This is a genomic window from Bradyrhizobium sp. AZCC 1719, from assembly GCF_036924525.1.
In the GTDB taxonomy this organism is placed as follows: Bacteria; Pseudomonadota; Alphaproteobacteria; order Rhizobiales; family Xanthobacteraceae; genus Bradyrhizobium.
On the sequence record NZ_JAZHRU010000001.1, the window covers coordinates 131,083 to 144,587 of the forward strand.

The 13,505-nt window shown below is 63.9% G+C and carries 12 protein-coding genes; 9 read left to right on the forward strand and 3 right to left on the reverse strand.

Annotated elements, in window-relative coordinates; all coding sequences use genetic code 11:
- Positions 1–31: 31 nt before the first annotated feature.
- The 3 genes from fumC (at position 32) to V1292_RS00685 (ending at position 2,161) form a co-directional block, all read left to right on the forward strand.
- On the forward strand, positions 32–1,447 hold the full coding sequence (gene fumC, locus V1292_RS00675) for a class II fumarate hydratase (RefSeq protein WP_334369850.1): 1,416 nt from the start codon (positions 32–34) through the stop codon (positions 1,445–1,447).
- A 271-nt stretch (positions 1,448–1,718) separates the two neighbouring features.
- Positions 1,719–1,907 (forward strand): DUF4169 family protein, encoded by a 189-nt coding sequence (locus V1292_RS00680; protein ID WP_334369851.1) that lies wholly within the window; start codon positions 1,719–1,721, stop codon positions 1,905–1,907.
- The gene (locus tag V1292_RS00685; RefSeq protein ID WP_028350320.1) at positions 1,904–2,161 is read left to right on the forward strand and encodes a ribbon-helix-helix domain-containing protein; all 258 of its coding nucleotides are present in this window, start codon (positions 1,904–1,906) and stop codon (positions 2,159–2,161) included. Before V1292_RS00680 ends, V1292_RS00685 begins: the two co-directional genes overlap by 4 nt.
- Before the next feature lie 52 nt (positions 2,162–2,213).
- On the opposite strand, the gene V1292_RS00690 is transcribed toward V1292_RS00685, so the two are convergent.
- Positions 2,214–2,792: a tetratricopeptide repeat protein gene (locus tag V1292_RS00690; RefSeq protein WP_334369852.1), complete on the reverse strand. Its 579-nt coding sequence runs from the start codon at positions 2,790–2,792 to the stop codon at positions 2,214–2,216.
- A gap of 291 nt (positions 2,793–3,083) precedes the next feature.
- Between V1292_RS00690 and V1292_RS00695 the strand changes: the two genes are divergently transcribed.
- From V1292_RS00695 to acdA, 5 genes are all read left to right on the forward strand, one after another.
- Complete coding sequence (locus tag V1292_RS00695) at positions 3,084–4,661, forward strand: ABC-F family ATP-binding cassette domain-containing protein (RefSeq protein WP_334369853.1); 1,578 nt, start codon at positions 3,084–3,086, stop codon at positions 4,659–4,661.
- A gap of 55 nt (positions 4,662–4,716) precedes the next feature.
- A complete protein-coding gene (gene acuR, locus V1292_RS00700) occupies positions 4,717–5,364 on the forward strand; it encodes an acrylate utilization transcriptional regulator AcuR (RefSeq protein ID WP_334369854.1) in 648 nt (215 codons plus the stop codon).
- Positions 5,365–5,466: 102 nt separating this feature from the next.
- Positions 5,467–6,042, forward strand: a complete 576-nt coding sequence (locus tag V1292_RS00705; RefSeq protein ID WP_334369855.1) for a peroxidase-related enzyme — start codon at positions 5,467–5,469, stop codon at positions 6,040–6,042.
- Between the two features lie 69 nt (positions 6,043–6,111).
- Complete coding sequence (locus V1292_RS00710) at positions 6,112–6,405, forward strand: carboxymuconolactone decarboxylase family protein (RefSeq protein ID WP_442895481.1); 294 nt, start codon at positions 6,112–6,114, stop codon at positions 6,403–6,405.
- Between the two features lie 97 nt (positions 6,406–6,502).
- Positions 6,503–7,711: a 3-sulfinopropanoyl-CoA desulfinase gene (gene acdA, locus V1292_RS00715; RefSeq protein ID WP_334369856.1), complete on the forward strand. Its 1,209-nt coding sequence runs from the start codon at positions 6,503–6,505 to the stop codon at positions 7,709–7,711.
- Positions 7,712–7,724: 13 nt separating this feature from the next.
- Here acdA and V1292_RS00720 read toward each other — a convergent pair whose 3' ends face one another.
- Together V1292_RS00720 and V1292_RS00725 are read right to left on the reverse strand one after the other, a co-directional pair.
- Positions 7,725–11,372: an AsmA family protein gene (locus V1292_RS00720; RefSeq protein ID WP_334369857.1), complete on the reverse strand. Its 3,648-nt coding sequence runs from the start codon at positions 11,370–11,372 to the stop codon at positions 7,725–7,727.
- A gap of 180 nt (positions 11,373–11,552) precedes the next feature.
- Positions 11,553–12,785 carry a cytochrome P450 gene (locus tag V1292_RS00725; protein WP_334369858.1) on the reverse strand — a complete coding sequence of 411 codons (1,233 nt, stop codon included), beginning with the start codon at positions 12,783–12,785 and terminating at the stop codon, positions 11,553–11,555.
- Between the two features lie 108 nt (positions 12,786–12,893).
- Here V1292_RS00725 and V1292_RS00730 point away from each other — a divergent pair, with 108 nt between their 5' ends.
- Entirely contained in the window at positions 12,894–13,505 is a 612-nt protein-coding gene (locus tag V1292_RS00730) for a TetR/AcrR family transcriptional regulator (protein ID WP_334369859.1), read from the forward strand.

The following is a 13,505-nucleotide window of genomic DNA, read 5'->3' on the forward strand; positions in this document are numbered from 1 at the left end:
TCCGCCCCTTCACGGCGCAACGGACATACGCATGGCTCGAGCAAAAACATCCGGAAACAAATCTACCCGTAGCGAGACCGACAGCTTCGGTCCGATCGACGTTCCCGCCGACCGCTATTGGGGCGCGCAAACCGAGCGCTCGCGGCAGAATTTCAAGATCGGCCAGGACCGCATGCCGATCGCGATCGTCCATGCGCTCGGTATCGTCAAGCTCGCCGCCGCCCAAACCAACCGGGAGCTCGGACTGCTCGATGCACGCAGAGCCAGCGCCATCATCCGCGCCGCACGCGAGGTGATCGAAGGCAAGCTCGACGATCACTTCCCGCTGGTCGTCTGGCAGACCGGCTCGGGCACCCAGACCAACATGAACCTCAACGAGGTGATCGCCAATCGCGCCAACCAGATGCTAGGCGGCGAGCTCGGCGCCAAGAAACCGGTTCATCCCAACGACCACGTCAACATGAGTCAATCGTCGAACGATTCATTCCCGACGGCGATGCACATCGCTGCCGCCGGACGCATCGCAGCCGACCTGATTCCGGCGCTCGACGAGTTGCATCGCGAACTGCGCAAGAAGGAAAAGGCGTTCGCCAAGATCGTGAAGATCGGGAGAACCCACACCCAGGACGCAACGCCATTGACACTGGGGCAGGAATTTTCGGGCTACGCCGCGCAGGTCGAGAGCGGGATCGCGCGGCTGCGAACCACGGTGAAGGAACTGTTCCCGCTCGCGCAAGGCGGCACCGCGGTTGGAACCGGTCTCAACTCGAAGCCGAAATTTGCAAAGCTGTTCGCCAGGGATGTCGCGAAAATCACAAGGCTGCCGTTCACCAGCGCGCCCAACAAGTTCGAGGCCCTGGCTTCCAACGACGCCTATGTGCTGGTGCATGGCGCGATCAATTCGGTGGCGACCGGCCTGTTCAAGATCGCCAATGATATTCGCCTGTTGGGTTCGGGCCCGCGTTCCGGTCTCGGAGAATTGATCCTGCCGGAAAACGAACCGGGCTCGTCGATCATGCCCGGCAAGGTCAACCCGACTCAGTGCGAAGCGATGACCATGGTCTGCTGTCAGGTGTTCGGCAACCAGACCGCCGTCACCGTCGCCGGCAGTCAGGGGCATTTCGAATTGAATGTTTACAAACCCGTATTGGCATATTGTATGATGCATTCCATTCAACTGCTGTCGGACGCGGCGCGCTCGTTCACCGAAAATTGCGTGGTGGGCATCCGCGCCGACGAAAAGCGAATCCGCGAATTGATGGAGCGCTCGCTGATGCTGGTCACCGCACTGGCTCCCAGGATCGGATACGACAACGCGGCGAAGGTCGCCAAGTCGGCGCACGCGCGCGGAACGACATTGAAGGAAGAGGCTGTGCGCCTCGGATTTGTAGACGCCCCCGAATTCGAACGTCTGGTGCAGCCGGACAAAATGACACACCCGGGTTGATCGCCGCATCGCCCCCCGGGAAACTACGGATGAGAGATATAAATTATGGATGATACCTGAAGAATGAGGTGGATCATCTATCGCCGTTGTGTTGACGCATGGTAGGAGCAGGAATTATTCGGTTTTTCGCAGAGCGAAATGTATTTTTTGATGCTATCAGAGCCGGTAGACGGGGATTCCGAATGACCATCAAATTTGCTTGCGCACGACGCGACGTTTTTCCGCCCCATGAATCATCATGTCCTCGAGTCGCCGGATGATGGAGGCGAGCATGGGAGACGTGATCAATCTGAAGCGATTCAAGAAGCGTACCGAACGGGAACAATCGGCAAGGCAAGCCGATGCCAACCGCGCACGCTTTGGCCGGACCAAGGCCGAACGCACGCTCGATGAACGTCGCAAGGATCGCGCCGGCGATCTTCTGGACCAGCACAAGCTCGAGGACGGAGACGCATCATGAAGTCGCCCGTCGTCAAACGCTCGATCGTCGTTGCCGGTCACAAGACCAGCGTCAGCCTCGAAGAAGCTTTCTGGAACGGGATGAAGGAAATCTCGGGCCTGCGGAACATGACGCTGTCCGAACTCGTCGGCGAGATCGACAGCAATCGCCAGCAGGGCAACCTGTCCTCGGCAATCCGTCTCTTCGTGCTCGACTATTTCCGTACCCGCGCCATGCCTGCGGCCGCGCCGGACGCGCCGCGGCCGCAGGCGTAAGCCTCGATCAGGCGAGCGCGTCGCAACGCACCCGCCCTGTTACGTCATAAGCTCAATAAACGAGTCCGGTGCCGGGCGGCTTTTCGAGCGCCGCGGCCAGCGATCGATACTCCTCACAAGCCGTACCGCAAATCGCCGCGATCCGCGTCAGATGATACGACGCCTGGTCGCGATTGCCCTGCTCGACCTGCCACAGGCCGTAGTACTGCCAGGTCAGCACGTGGTTCGGATCCGCCTTCAACGCGCGCTCGTACCAAACCTGCGACAGCCCGTAGTCGCCGAGCTTGCGATAGGAATAGCCGATCAGATTGGCGACGTCGGCGTTATCGTCACGGCCGAGCGCCTTTAGCTGCTCGATGGCACCAGCAAAGTCGTTGCGCTCATAGATCGTCGCATGCGCGGCACGGTACGCTTTCCGGAACGCATCATCGTCGGTGCTCGACTGTTTGGGTGGCTTCTTCTTCGACTTCGAGGTCGATTTGGGAGCGGATCTGGTGTCCGGCGGCGGCGGGGCGGCCGAAGGCGGGTCACCGCCGCCTCCTGCGGCATAGGCCGGAACGGATGGCGGCGATGCGATCACTGCCATTGAAAACAACGCCAGCGTAGCGAACTTGATTGCCGACTTCATCATGCAAACCTCCGGGTTTCCTGCGTGAGCCATCCATGGTCCAGCCGGAGGTAGAGACCCCGCCGCGAGGGAAGTATTCCCGCCAGGTCGCGCGCGAACCGTTTGCGCGCCTTGCCTAGCTGGACGAATGACGGCAATGCGTATCTAATTGACGGTCGTTGCAGTCCCCGCAAAAGCGGCCGACGGAACCCGGCGAAAACCGGCTGAAGAAGCGTAGAGACCCCCTGGAGAGAGAAATGGACATCGCAAAGCTGACCGCGCCTCGCGACCTCAGTCCATTTTCGGAAGCTCTCCATGCCTGCCTTTCTCGTTCTGGATTCCATCTCCCTCGCCACGCCTGACGGACGCCCGCTGTTCGACGGATTGACGCTCGCCTTAGGGCGCGAGCGCACCGGCCTTGTCGGCCGCAACGGCTGCGGCAAATCCTCATTGCTGCGCCTGATTGCGGGCGAGATCGAACCTGCCGGCGGATCGCTGCAACGCATCGGCTCGATCGGCATGCTCGCACAACTGACTGACGAACGGCTGACGACCGACGAGGCGCTTGGCGTCGCCGGCGGCCTCGCCCGCCTGCGCCGGCTCGAACGCGGCGAAGGATCGCTTGATGACGCGACGGAAGCGGATTGGACGCTGGAAGCGCGAATACAAGCGACGCTGATCGAGGCCGGACTGCCGTCGCTGCCGCTGGATCGCCCGATCGTCTCCTTGAGCGGCGGCGAGCGGACGCGGGTGGCGCTGGCGCGGCTTTTGATCGAGGCACCGGATCTGCTGCTCTTGGACGAGCCGACCAACAATCTCGATACCGACGGAAGACAGGCCGTGGCGCAGATGCTCGAACGCTGGCAGGGCGGCGTGCTCGTCGCCAGCCACGACCGCACGCTGCTCGAACGCGTCGACCGCATCGTCGAACTGACGCCGGTTGGCGTCACCCTGTTCGGCGGCGCGTGGCCGGAGTTTGCCAAGGCGCGTGAGGCGGCGCGGGCCCGCGCCGCCGATGACCTCGACCGCGCCTCGGATGCATTGCGCAATACCGAGCGCGCAGTGCAGAAGGCGCGGGAAAAGAAGGCGCGCCGCGACAAGGCCGGCCGGGCCTGGCGCGCCAAGGGCATCGAGGACAAAATGTTCATGGACCGCGAGAAGGAGCGCGCCGAGAACAGCGCCGCGCGCGAAAGCGGGCTTGCCAGCCGCCTGCTCGGCGAGCGCACCGAAGCATTGGAAACAGCCAAAGCGCAAGTCGAGATCCTGACACCGCTTTCGATCGATCTACCGCGCACCCATCTGCCCGGCGGCCGCGAACTCGTCGCCCTCAGGGACGTGGTGATGGCTTTCGGGGAGCGCCGTCTGTTCGGACCGCTGTCGTTCGAGGTTCGCGGACCCGAGCGGATCGCCATCCGCGGCGCCAACGGTTCTGGCAAGACCACCTTGTTCCGCCTGCTCACCGGTGAGTTGCCCCCCGCGAGCGGTGACATCGACCGCCTCACCGACCGTATTGCCGTGCTCGATCAGCATGTCGGCCTGCTCGATCCCGAGCTAAGCATCCTCGACAATCTGCGGCGCCTCAATCCAGAACTCTCGGCCAACGCGGCGCACGCCGCCCTGGCGCGGTTTGCGTTCCGTAACAAAGCGGCGCTGCAGATCGCGGCGACGCTGAGCGGCGGCGAGCGGCTGCGCGCGGGTTTGGCCTGCGTATTCGCGCGACCGCAGCCGCCTCTGCTCCTGCTGCTGGACGAACCGACCAACCATCTCGACCTTGTCTCGATCGAGGAGCTCGAGAGTGCACTAAAGGGATTCGACGGCGCGCTGATCGCCGTCAGCCACGACGAGGCGTTTCTGAAGGCGATCGGGATTAACCGGGAGATCGTGCTCGGTTAGGCCGTGCGGGAATACCCGCCTTGATTTTACGAGACGATTGGTCTAATAAATCGCCATGAAAGCGATTTTGCCGTCAACCGAACCTCGTCGACGTGGCCGCCCGCCCAAGGACCAAACACGGCCAAACGCGCCGCGCGCACGTCTGTTACGCACTGGCGTCGCGATCCTGACCGAGAAAGGCTTCAGTGCCGTTGGGGTTGAGGAGATCCTGGAAGCTGCAGAGATCCCAAAAGGGTCATTTTACCACTACTTCGACAGCAAGGAGGCCTTCGGTCTCGAACTGATCGACGCCTATGCCGACTATTTCGCACGCAAGTTGGACCGATGGTTCGACAACACGGATCGTGCTCCGCTCGACCGTCTCCGTGATTTCATAGCAGATGCCCGGTCGGGGATGGCGCGGTACGGCTACCGGCGCGGTTGCCTCGTCGGCAATCTCGGGCAGGAGATGGGCGTTCTGCCAGAACCATTCCGCAAGCGCCTCGCCGCCGTCTTCCGGGACTGGGAAGTGCGGACCTCCCGTTGCCTGCGGTTGGCGCAGGAGGCCGGCCAGATTCCCACAGGCATCGATTGCGAGTGTCTCGCGCAGTTTTTTTGGACCGGCTGGGAGGGCGCGGTGCTGCGCGCCAAGCTCGAACGGCGCCCCGACGCGCTCGACGTATTCGCCGAAGGATTCCTTGCGATGATCCAAGGCGAAACATGAGAAGAATGAAAATGGGAACGAAGAAGGCCCGTCCCGCGGGCGCGGTGCGGTGCCGCGTGATCGTCCCGATCTCTAACGAGTAGTAATCTGGGAACCAAAGTCATGACCCAAGCACTTGCAGTCAGTCGCTTCCCTGTTCCCGATCTCGCCGACATGCCCGATGACATCCGGAATCGCATCCTGGCCGTCCAGGAGAAGTCGGGCTTCATTCCGAATGTCTTTCTCGTGCTCGCGCACCGACCGGAGGAGTTCCGCGCATTCTTCGCCTACCACGATGCGCTGATGGAAAAGCCCGGCAACCTGACCAAAGCCGAGCGCGAGATGATCGTGGTTGCGACCAGCAACCTCAACCAGTGCCAGTACTGCGTGGTCGCGCACGGCGCGATCCTGCGGATACGTGCCAAGGACCCGCTGATCGCGGATCAGGTCGCCGTCAACTACCGCAAGGCCGACATCACCGATCGCCAGAAGGCGATGCTGGACTTCGCTGTTCGAGTCTCGACCGAGGCCCAAAAAGTGTCCGAGAGCGACTTTGCTACGCTGAAGTCGCACGGATTCACCGAGGAGGACATCTGGGACATCGCTGCGATCTCAGCCTTCTTCGGCTTGTCGAACCGACTTGCCAACGTGACAAGCATGCGTCCGAACTCCGAATTCTACTCCATGGGCCGCGGATGAGGGGAGGATCAGATGTTCTTAAATTGGAGAGATTATCTGCGCACTGGCCGTCGGGCCGGGGCAGCACTCATGGCGGCCAATCCGAAGATGGTGGCGGGCTTTCAGGCGCTGAGCGCTGGTCAGAACGGCAACGGAGTCCTCGACCCGAAGACGAAGGAGCTGATCGCCCTCGCCGTGGCAGTGACCACCCGCTGCGATAGCTGCATCGCCGTCCATGCGGAAGCAGCGCGCCGAGCGGGGGTGTCCGAGGCAGAGTTGACTGATGCAATGGGCACCGCAGTCGCGCTCAACGCCGGCGCAGCGTACAGCTATGCAATGAGGACCCTCGAGGCTTACCAGCAGTTTGGGGAAAAGGCGTCCTGAGGGGTCGAGATTATGCCAACGCAAGCATTGGCTGGTGAACAATGCTGCTCTGGTGATGCCGCCGGATACTCTAGTCCGTGCAGAATGGAAGGATGCCATGGAGCTCTCATCCCAGCAATTGGCCTTGAAAGAAAGAGCCGCCGCTCTCTCAAATGGGCTGCTTCGCAAACGCGCCGCCGAGATTGATCAATCGCGCGAGTATCCCTGGGATGTCGTAGAAGCGCTGAAAGCCGAGCGCTTCATGGGGATGACCATTCCGACAGAATACGGCGGCCAAGGTCGGAGCTTCCTCGATACGGTGTTGGTCATTGAGGAGATGGCACGCTCGTGTACGGTCTCGGCGCGTATCGTCGTTGAGGCCAATATGGGTGCGATCTCGACCGTCATGGCGTACGGTACCGACGCACAGCGCAAGCGCGCGGCCGATCTCGTGTTGGCAGGCGACAAACCGGCCATCTGCATTACAGAGCCTGACGCGGGCAGTGACGCGAGCGGAATGAAGACCCGGGCTGACAAACGCGGCAACCGCTACGTGCTTAATGGCAAGAAGCATTGGATCACCGGCGCTGGCGTGTCGCGCCTCCACCTGATCTTCGCGCGAGTATTCGATGAGGACGGTGAGGAACTGGGCGTTGGCGGCTTCCTGGCTGTGCGTGGGGAGGCCGAAGGACTGCGCGTGAGCAAGCGCGAAACGACAATGGGGCTCTGCGGCATGCCTGAGGGCGAGCTCGTGTTCGAAGATCTGGAGACTACGCCAGACATGGTGCTGCTGCCCCCGTCGGGCTTCAAGCGCGGCTTCGCCGACCTTATCAATGCCTATAACAGCCAGCGTGTCGGCGCGGGCACTGTTGCCATGGGGATTGCTGCCGGTGCGCTGGAGCACGCCGTTGAATGGGCCAAGACGCGCGAGCAGTTCGGGCGGCCGATCGGCGAGTTCCAGGGTCTGCAGTGGATGCTTGCCGATATGCAGACGCAGCTCACCGCATCCCGCCTGATGCTGCATGCGGCCGCATCGTCACGAGGTCCGGGCGGCAGCTCATTCCCCGATCCGGCCCTTGCTGCCCAGGCGAAGATCTTCGCGTCGGAAGCCGCGATCAAAATCGTCAATGATGCGCTGCAAGTGTTCGGGGCGCGCGGCTATTCGCGTGACTTCCCGCTTGAGCGCATGGCGCGTGATGTGCGCATGTTCACGATCGGCGGCGGCACGGCCCAGGTGCTGCGCACGCTCGTCGCGAGCAAGGTTCTGGGCTGGAAGCTGCCGCAGACGCGCGACGGCTACATGATGTCGAAACCCAATGTAGATTGAGACTAATGAGTTCTTAGTTAGAGCGCGGCGGCGGATTGGCGAACTGCGGCGTCAGCGCAAGCGGCGGACGCGGCCTCGGCTTGGCGGCGCCCGGCGCGGGCCTGACGTCGATCGGCGGCGGCAGCGGCGCAACCTGCGGCTGGCCTGCGACAGGCGCCGGCGGCGCGTTGACGACGGGCGGACGCGGCGCGGTCGCCTTCTTCGCCGGAGGCCGCCGTGGGTCGCGCCCCTTTGGCGCGACGACCGGCGCGCTCGGCACTGCCTCCGGAATCGGCAACTGCCCCTCCGTAGGCAGCACGATTGGCGGCGGCGACGACGGTGGCGGCTCGCCGCGCTCGATGGCATCGAGCCTTCGCGTTTCGTGATCGATCGCACGCACCGCCAGCCACGAAGACAACGGGGCAACGTCGACGCTGCGGCTCAGCGCATCGGGCGTCCCCACGGCAAGCAGTTGAATCTCCGGACGTCCGGTCGTCATCGTCAGTGAAAGGGCGGCGCGGACATCCGCCTGATCGGCGGCGATATCGTATCCGCCGGAGACGATGGCCCGCACGCCATTGCCGTCCAGCGTCGTCGCGCCGACGCGAAGCCGGCCGTCCCTGATGGTGAACGGGATTTGCGCCGAAGGCACCGCAAGCGCGCCGGCCGGAAGTGCGGATTCGACGATCTGCTTCAATCGGACGTCGTCCTTGGCCTGCCCGTTGTCATTGGCGCGGACCGCCACTTCGAAAGCGCGCGGATCGAGGCCTGAGATCCTGGCCGCCTCCAGCGTCAGCGTTCCGCTGCCGGACAGCGCGCCCGCCAGCGCCGAGGCGCTGCGGCCCTGGGTCGTCAGCGTCATCTGCATCGACGCCCGGCCGGCAGGCATCGCGAGATTGCGATAGCGCAGCGCCGCGCCGTCGACACCGGAAAGCTGGACGCTCGCGTTCAAGGCAATTCCGTGCGCGCCCGGCCTTGCATCGATCGTGGCCGTGACATCGCCACCGCCGATCTTGCCTTTGATGGCGTCGAAGGTCAGCGACTTGCCGTCACTCTTGACCACCCCGCTCACCGGCTGCAATTCGCTTCCGCCTGGAAGCAGGCCGCGCAACGCCTGAAACGCGATGCTGCCGCGCCAACCCTTCGCAATCCCGGGGCCGAGCGGCTCGGCGGCATCGTGTCCGGCGGCACCGAGCGCCAGGGCAAGGGCCGGCGTCAGCGCGAGTTGGTCGGCGCCGATCTCACCTTCGATCTCCTTTTCCTCGCCGAGCGTCACCGCCACGCGGCCGCGCAGGCGCGAACCGCCGACGCTGCTGTCGAGATCGTCGAAGGTGAGCTTGTTGCCGGTGAGCTGCACGCGCGAGGACAGGCCGATGTTCTGCGCTAGCGTATCCGCCGGTTTGAGATCGAGCAGCGGGGCGAAATCGGCGCTGCGAACCTTCAAGCCGAGAACGGCCTTTGCCTCCGGCGCCCATGGTTCGGCGGAGCCTTCCGCTTCGGCATCGAGTCCCGTTCCCGAGATCTTTGCCTTGAGCCGCAACGGCGCGCCCCATGCGCCCGTCGCGGTGCTCTCGAATTGCGCGGGGCCGTCGCCCGCCGCGATGGCGCGATCGAAGCCGAGCAAGGCAAGCAAGGTGCGACCTTGCTCCGACGACAATTTCGAATCGATCCAGACCTCGCTGCGCTGGAGCGCGGCCAGATCGATGCCCTGGATCGCCGCGACGGCAGGTCTGGCGGTGATCGTGCTGGTGCCCTTGAGCAGCGGCGAGTCGAGTTCGGCCGTGGCGCGCGCCTGGACGCGATCGGACGGCCCGGCATTTTTGGTGAGATCGAGCGCCAGTTTCAGGCGCGCCGGACCCGGGCTCGTCCCCATCGCATTGAGCCGCGCGGCCAGCGGCGGTGAAAAGGGAACGATCAGGCTGGTCAGCCGGCCGAGCGAGGCGGCGCTCGAATTGAGCGCGAACCATCCGGTCGCGTTGACGCGATCGAAATTGCCCGCGCCGTCCAGCGTCACGTTTTCAAGCTCGCCGATTTTCAACTGCTCGAGCGATATCTTCGCCGGCGAGTAAGCCAGTCTGGCGAGCAGCGGAGATAGCTCCTGGCCGGCGGAGGTGGCGCGGCCGATATCGAGCGAAAGCTTTCCCTCGTCCGGCCACTCGCCGTGCGGCCCTACAAGCGACCGCGCAAAAGCCGTGGCGGCATCGAGATCAAGGCGCGCCGCTTTCAGTTCGGCATCGATCCGGGAGCCGTGATCGGCTTGCCGGTGCGACACCACCACCCGCCCCTCTACCGTGCCGCCATCGATGTCGGCCTTCATGGTGTCGATGGCAAAGCCTTCGGGCGCCACGGTGATGTCGCCGCGCAGGCGAAGCGGCTTCTGGCTGCGATAAGCGGTGTCGCCGCGGCCCTGCAGCCAGGTCAAGAGCGCATCGGGATCGGAGGATTCGACGCTGAGCGCGGCCTTGAAGCGGTCCGGTACAGCGCTCTTCGCGCCGGCCTCGCTGAGCGAAACCCTGGTCGCGCCGGGCGCGCGGAACTCCAGCCTGTGGACGCGCCAGGACTTGGCATCGCCTTCGAGCTCGGCAGCGATGTCCTGCAATGGGCGCCCGCCGAGGATGACCTGCTCAGAGGCGAGTTCGATTTGCGCCGGGATCGGCAGATGCGGAACGACGGAGCTAAGCGCCTGCAGCGCCGGCAGCGCGCGAGCCGGCTCGATCGAATTGTCTTTGCCATTTTCCTTGGCAACGAACCTGTCGGCATCGAGCTGACGCGCCGACAGCGCCGCGCGCAACAACGGCGTCGCGCCGAAACGGATGTCGCCGCTGCCTGCAAGTTTCAGGGCGCGCTCCTCGGCGCCATAGGTCACTTCGACTTGTTCGAGCCGCGCCGCCGAATAATCGGACTTGACCTTGGCGGCGATACGCCACGGTGGATCGTTGCCCTTGCCCTTCTGGCCGGGAGGAGCGACGAGCGTTATCGCGCCTTCAAACCGCGGCGCGCGGGAATCGAAGTTCAGCAGGCCGTCGAGATCGATGGCGAGCGAACGCTGGCCCGGATCGATATTGAGATGAACGCGGGTGCCGTTGCCCTCGGGGCCCTGCCCCGACGAGACGCGAAACGGATAGCGCGTGCCCGACAGCATGAAATTGCCGTCGCCGCGGATCGAACCGGCCAGCGAACGCACGTCGCCGCTGAAAGCGATGTCGTTCAGTTCGAGCGTAGAGCGGCTGACCGCGTCATGCAGGGCGATGCGGCCGGTCAGATTGACCCGATCGATCGCCAGTGAACCCAGATTGAGCGTCCCGGTCGATGCCGGCCAGTCGATCCGTCCTCTGGAATCGAGGCCGAGATCGAGCGACATGCGGTTGATCGTCAATTCGGTGGCGCGCACCTCGCCACGCATCAGCGAGCCCAGGCTGAATTCCACGTCGAGCTTGTCGGCGCGAACCTTGCCGAGATCATTGGCGCCGCCGACCGCGACCGAGTGCAATTGCAGCGACGGCGCCGGCAATAGGCGCGCGTCGAGCTTGCCGCCGACGCGGACCGGCGCGCCGATAATTCGGCTCGCCTCAGCCTCGAATTGCGGCCGGAACTGGTTCCAGTCGATAAAGTACGGCCCGACCAGCGCGGCAATCAGCGCAATGATGAAGGCGATTGCCAGGCCGAGCAGTGTCGTCTGCACGGTGCTTCCCCTTGAACCGCCCCGGCGCTGGCCGCGCGCCATGCCGGACCCTGCCCCGGAGCTGCCCGGAATATAGAGAGAAGTATGGCGAAGTCACAGCGGCATACTGACAGGAGCCTCGCCAGGCCCCGCCCACTGAACCTGGGGCTCAAAACCGCCGCCAGGGGAGTTGTCAGAGTCTTACCAGCTTGCCGGCAGGCGCTTCAGGCCGCGCAGCACGAAGGTCGGCCGCCATTCCGCATTGACAGCGTCATCGAGCCGCAGGTCCGGTATGCGCCGAAGCAGGGTCGAGATCGCGATCTCGGCCTCGATCCGCGCCAACTGGGCCCCGAGGCAGAAGTGGATGCCGCCGCCGAACGATAGCGGCTTCACGTTGGGCCGGGTGATATCCAGCCGCTCCGGGTTATCAGGATAGACCGTCGGGTCGTGGTTGGCTGAGCCGAGCAGGCACAGCACGCTCTCGCCCTTCGGAATGCGCTTTCCGCCGAGATCGTCGATGTCCTCCAGCGCCACCCGGCCGGTCATCTGCACAGAGGAATCGTAGCGCAGGAATTCCTCGATGGCGTTGGTGATGAGCTCGGGCCTCGCCTTGAGCAGCGCGAGCTGGTCTGGATTGCGATGCAGTGCCAGCAAGCCGTTTCCGATCAGGTTGACGGTGGTCTCGTGGCCGGCGCCGAACAGCAGGATGATGTTGGCGGTCAGTTCTTCGTTGGTGAGCTTGCTGCCGTCTTCCTCGGCCTGCACCAGTTGGGTGATCAGGTCGTCGCCCGGGCTTTTGCGCCTGAGATCGAACAGTTGCTGGAAATACATCGCCGCCAGCGCGTTGCTGGCGTTGCCCTGCTTGATCTCTTCCGGCGACAGCGGCACCGGATCAAGGAGGCGTCCGCCGTCGCGTGAACCGGTATAAAACGCCTCGCGATGGTCCTCGGGGATCCCGAGCATGTCGCAGATGATGGTAACCGGCAGGCGGAACGCGAAATCCTCGATCAGGTCCATCTGCCCCTGCGGGATGATGCGGTCGAGCGTCTCGTCGACGACCTGCAGGATGCGCGGGCGCATGTCCTCGACCCGGCGCGCGGTAAAGGCCTTCACCACCAGGCCGCGCAAGCGGGTGTGGTCCGGCGGATCCTGCTGCAGCATCCAGTGGCTCATGCTGCGGAACACCGGCTCGTCCATGATCTTGGGGCCGTAGCGGCGGACGGTGCGCTCGACATAATCCTTGCCGAACCGCCGGTCGCGCATGACGAGGCTGACCTCGGCATGGCGGCTTGCGACATACATGCCGAGCGGCGTCAAATGCACGGGATCGGTGGTACGCATCCGCTGGTAATGCGGATAGGGGTTGCGAATGAATTCCGGAGCCAGCGGATTGAACAACGGCGCGCTACTGGCAGTCTGAACATGCTCGTTCATGGTGACCTCCTGCTGGCTGTGCGCCATTCAGCGCGTTTTCCCCCGGGCCGATCGGTCGAAATTCGATACATTGTTGTATTGAGTTGCATTCTCGCCTAAACTGGACAGATGTCAAGAGTGCGAACCAGACCCACAAGGGACGACACCCGCGAAAAGCTGTTCGAGGCGGCGGCGCGCGTGTTCGAGGAACAGGGGATTGGCGGCGCCAGCATCGAGGCGATTGCGGCGGCCGCCGGCTTCACGCGCGGGGCATTCTATTCGAACTTCAAGAGCAAGGACGAATTGATCATCGCCATGCTCGAAGATCACGTCGAGCAATCGATCGGGCGCATCCGCGATCTGCTCGAGCGGCATAAGAACCTCGCCGACTTCATCGACGCGCTCAAGACCATGAATAGAAGCCAGCAGGATCCGCTCGGCCGCTCGCCCCTGCTGCACATGGAAATGATCCTGTTCGTCGCACGCGCCGAAAAGCGCCGGCCTGAACTTGCCAAGCGGCTGCGCGCCCGGCGAAAGCTGGTCACCGACATCATCGAGACCACGGCCAGGAACAGCGGCAGAACGACCATTCTCAATCCGACATGGGCCGGCGCGCTGGTGCTGGCGCTGGAGGACGGCTTTCGCCTGCACCGCCTGATCGACCCGGAGACCACGCCGCCCGACAGCTTCTTTCGCGCCATCGGCGACCTGCAGCGGGCGATGGGAATTTCATCGGCATGA

Bases quoted from the DNA above. Each gene is read 5' to 3' on its own strand.
- acdA (WP_334369856.1), top strand. From the start codon at position 6,503: ATGGAGCTCTCATCCCAGCAATTGGCCTTGAAAGAAAGAGCCGCCGCT.
- V1292_RS00705 (WP_334369855.1), top strand. From the start codon at position 5,467: ATGACCCAAGCACTTGCAGTCAGTCGCTTCCCTGTTCCCGATCTCGCC.
- V1292_RS00680 (WP_334369851.1), top strand. From the start codon at position 1,719: ATGGGAGACGTGATCAATCTGAAGCGATTCAAGAAGCGTACCGAACGG.
- fumC (WP_334369850.1), top strand. From the start codon at position 32: ATGGCTCGAGCAAAAACATCCGGAAACAAATCTACCCGTAGCGAGACC.
- V1292_RS00725 (WP_334369858.1), bottom strand. From the start codon at position 12,785: ATGAACGAGCATGTTCAGACTGCCAGTAGCGCGCCGTTGTTCAATCCG.
- V1292_RS00690 (WP_334369852.1), bottom strand. From the start codon at position 2,792: ATGATGAAGTCGGCAATCAAGTTCGCTACGCTGGCGTTGTTTTCAATG.
- V1292_RS00710 (WP_442895481.1), top strand. From the start codon at position 6,112: ATGGCGGCCAATCCGAAGATGGTGGCGGGCTTTCAGGCGCTGAGCGCT.
- V1292_RS00730 (WP_334369859.1), top strand. From the start codon at position 12,894: ATGTCAAGAGTGCGAACCAGACCCACAAGGGACGACACCCGCGAAAAG.
- V1292_RS00685 (WP_028350320.1), top strand. From the start codon at position 1,904: ATGAAGTCGCCCGTCGTCAAACGCTCGATCGTCGTTGCCGGTCACAAG.
- V1292_RS00695 (WP_334369853.1), top strand. From the start codon at position 3,084: ATGCCTGCCTTTCTCGTTCTGGATTCCATCTCCCTCGCCACGCCTGAC.
- acuR (WP_334369854.1), top strand. From the start codon at position 4,717: ATGAAAGCGATTTTGCCGTCAACCGAACCTCGTCGACGTGGCCGCCCG.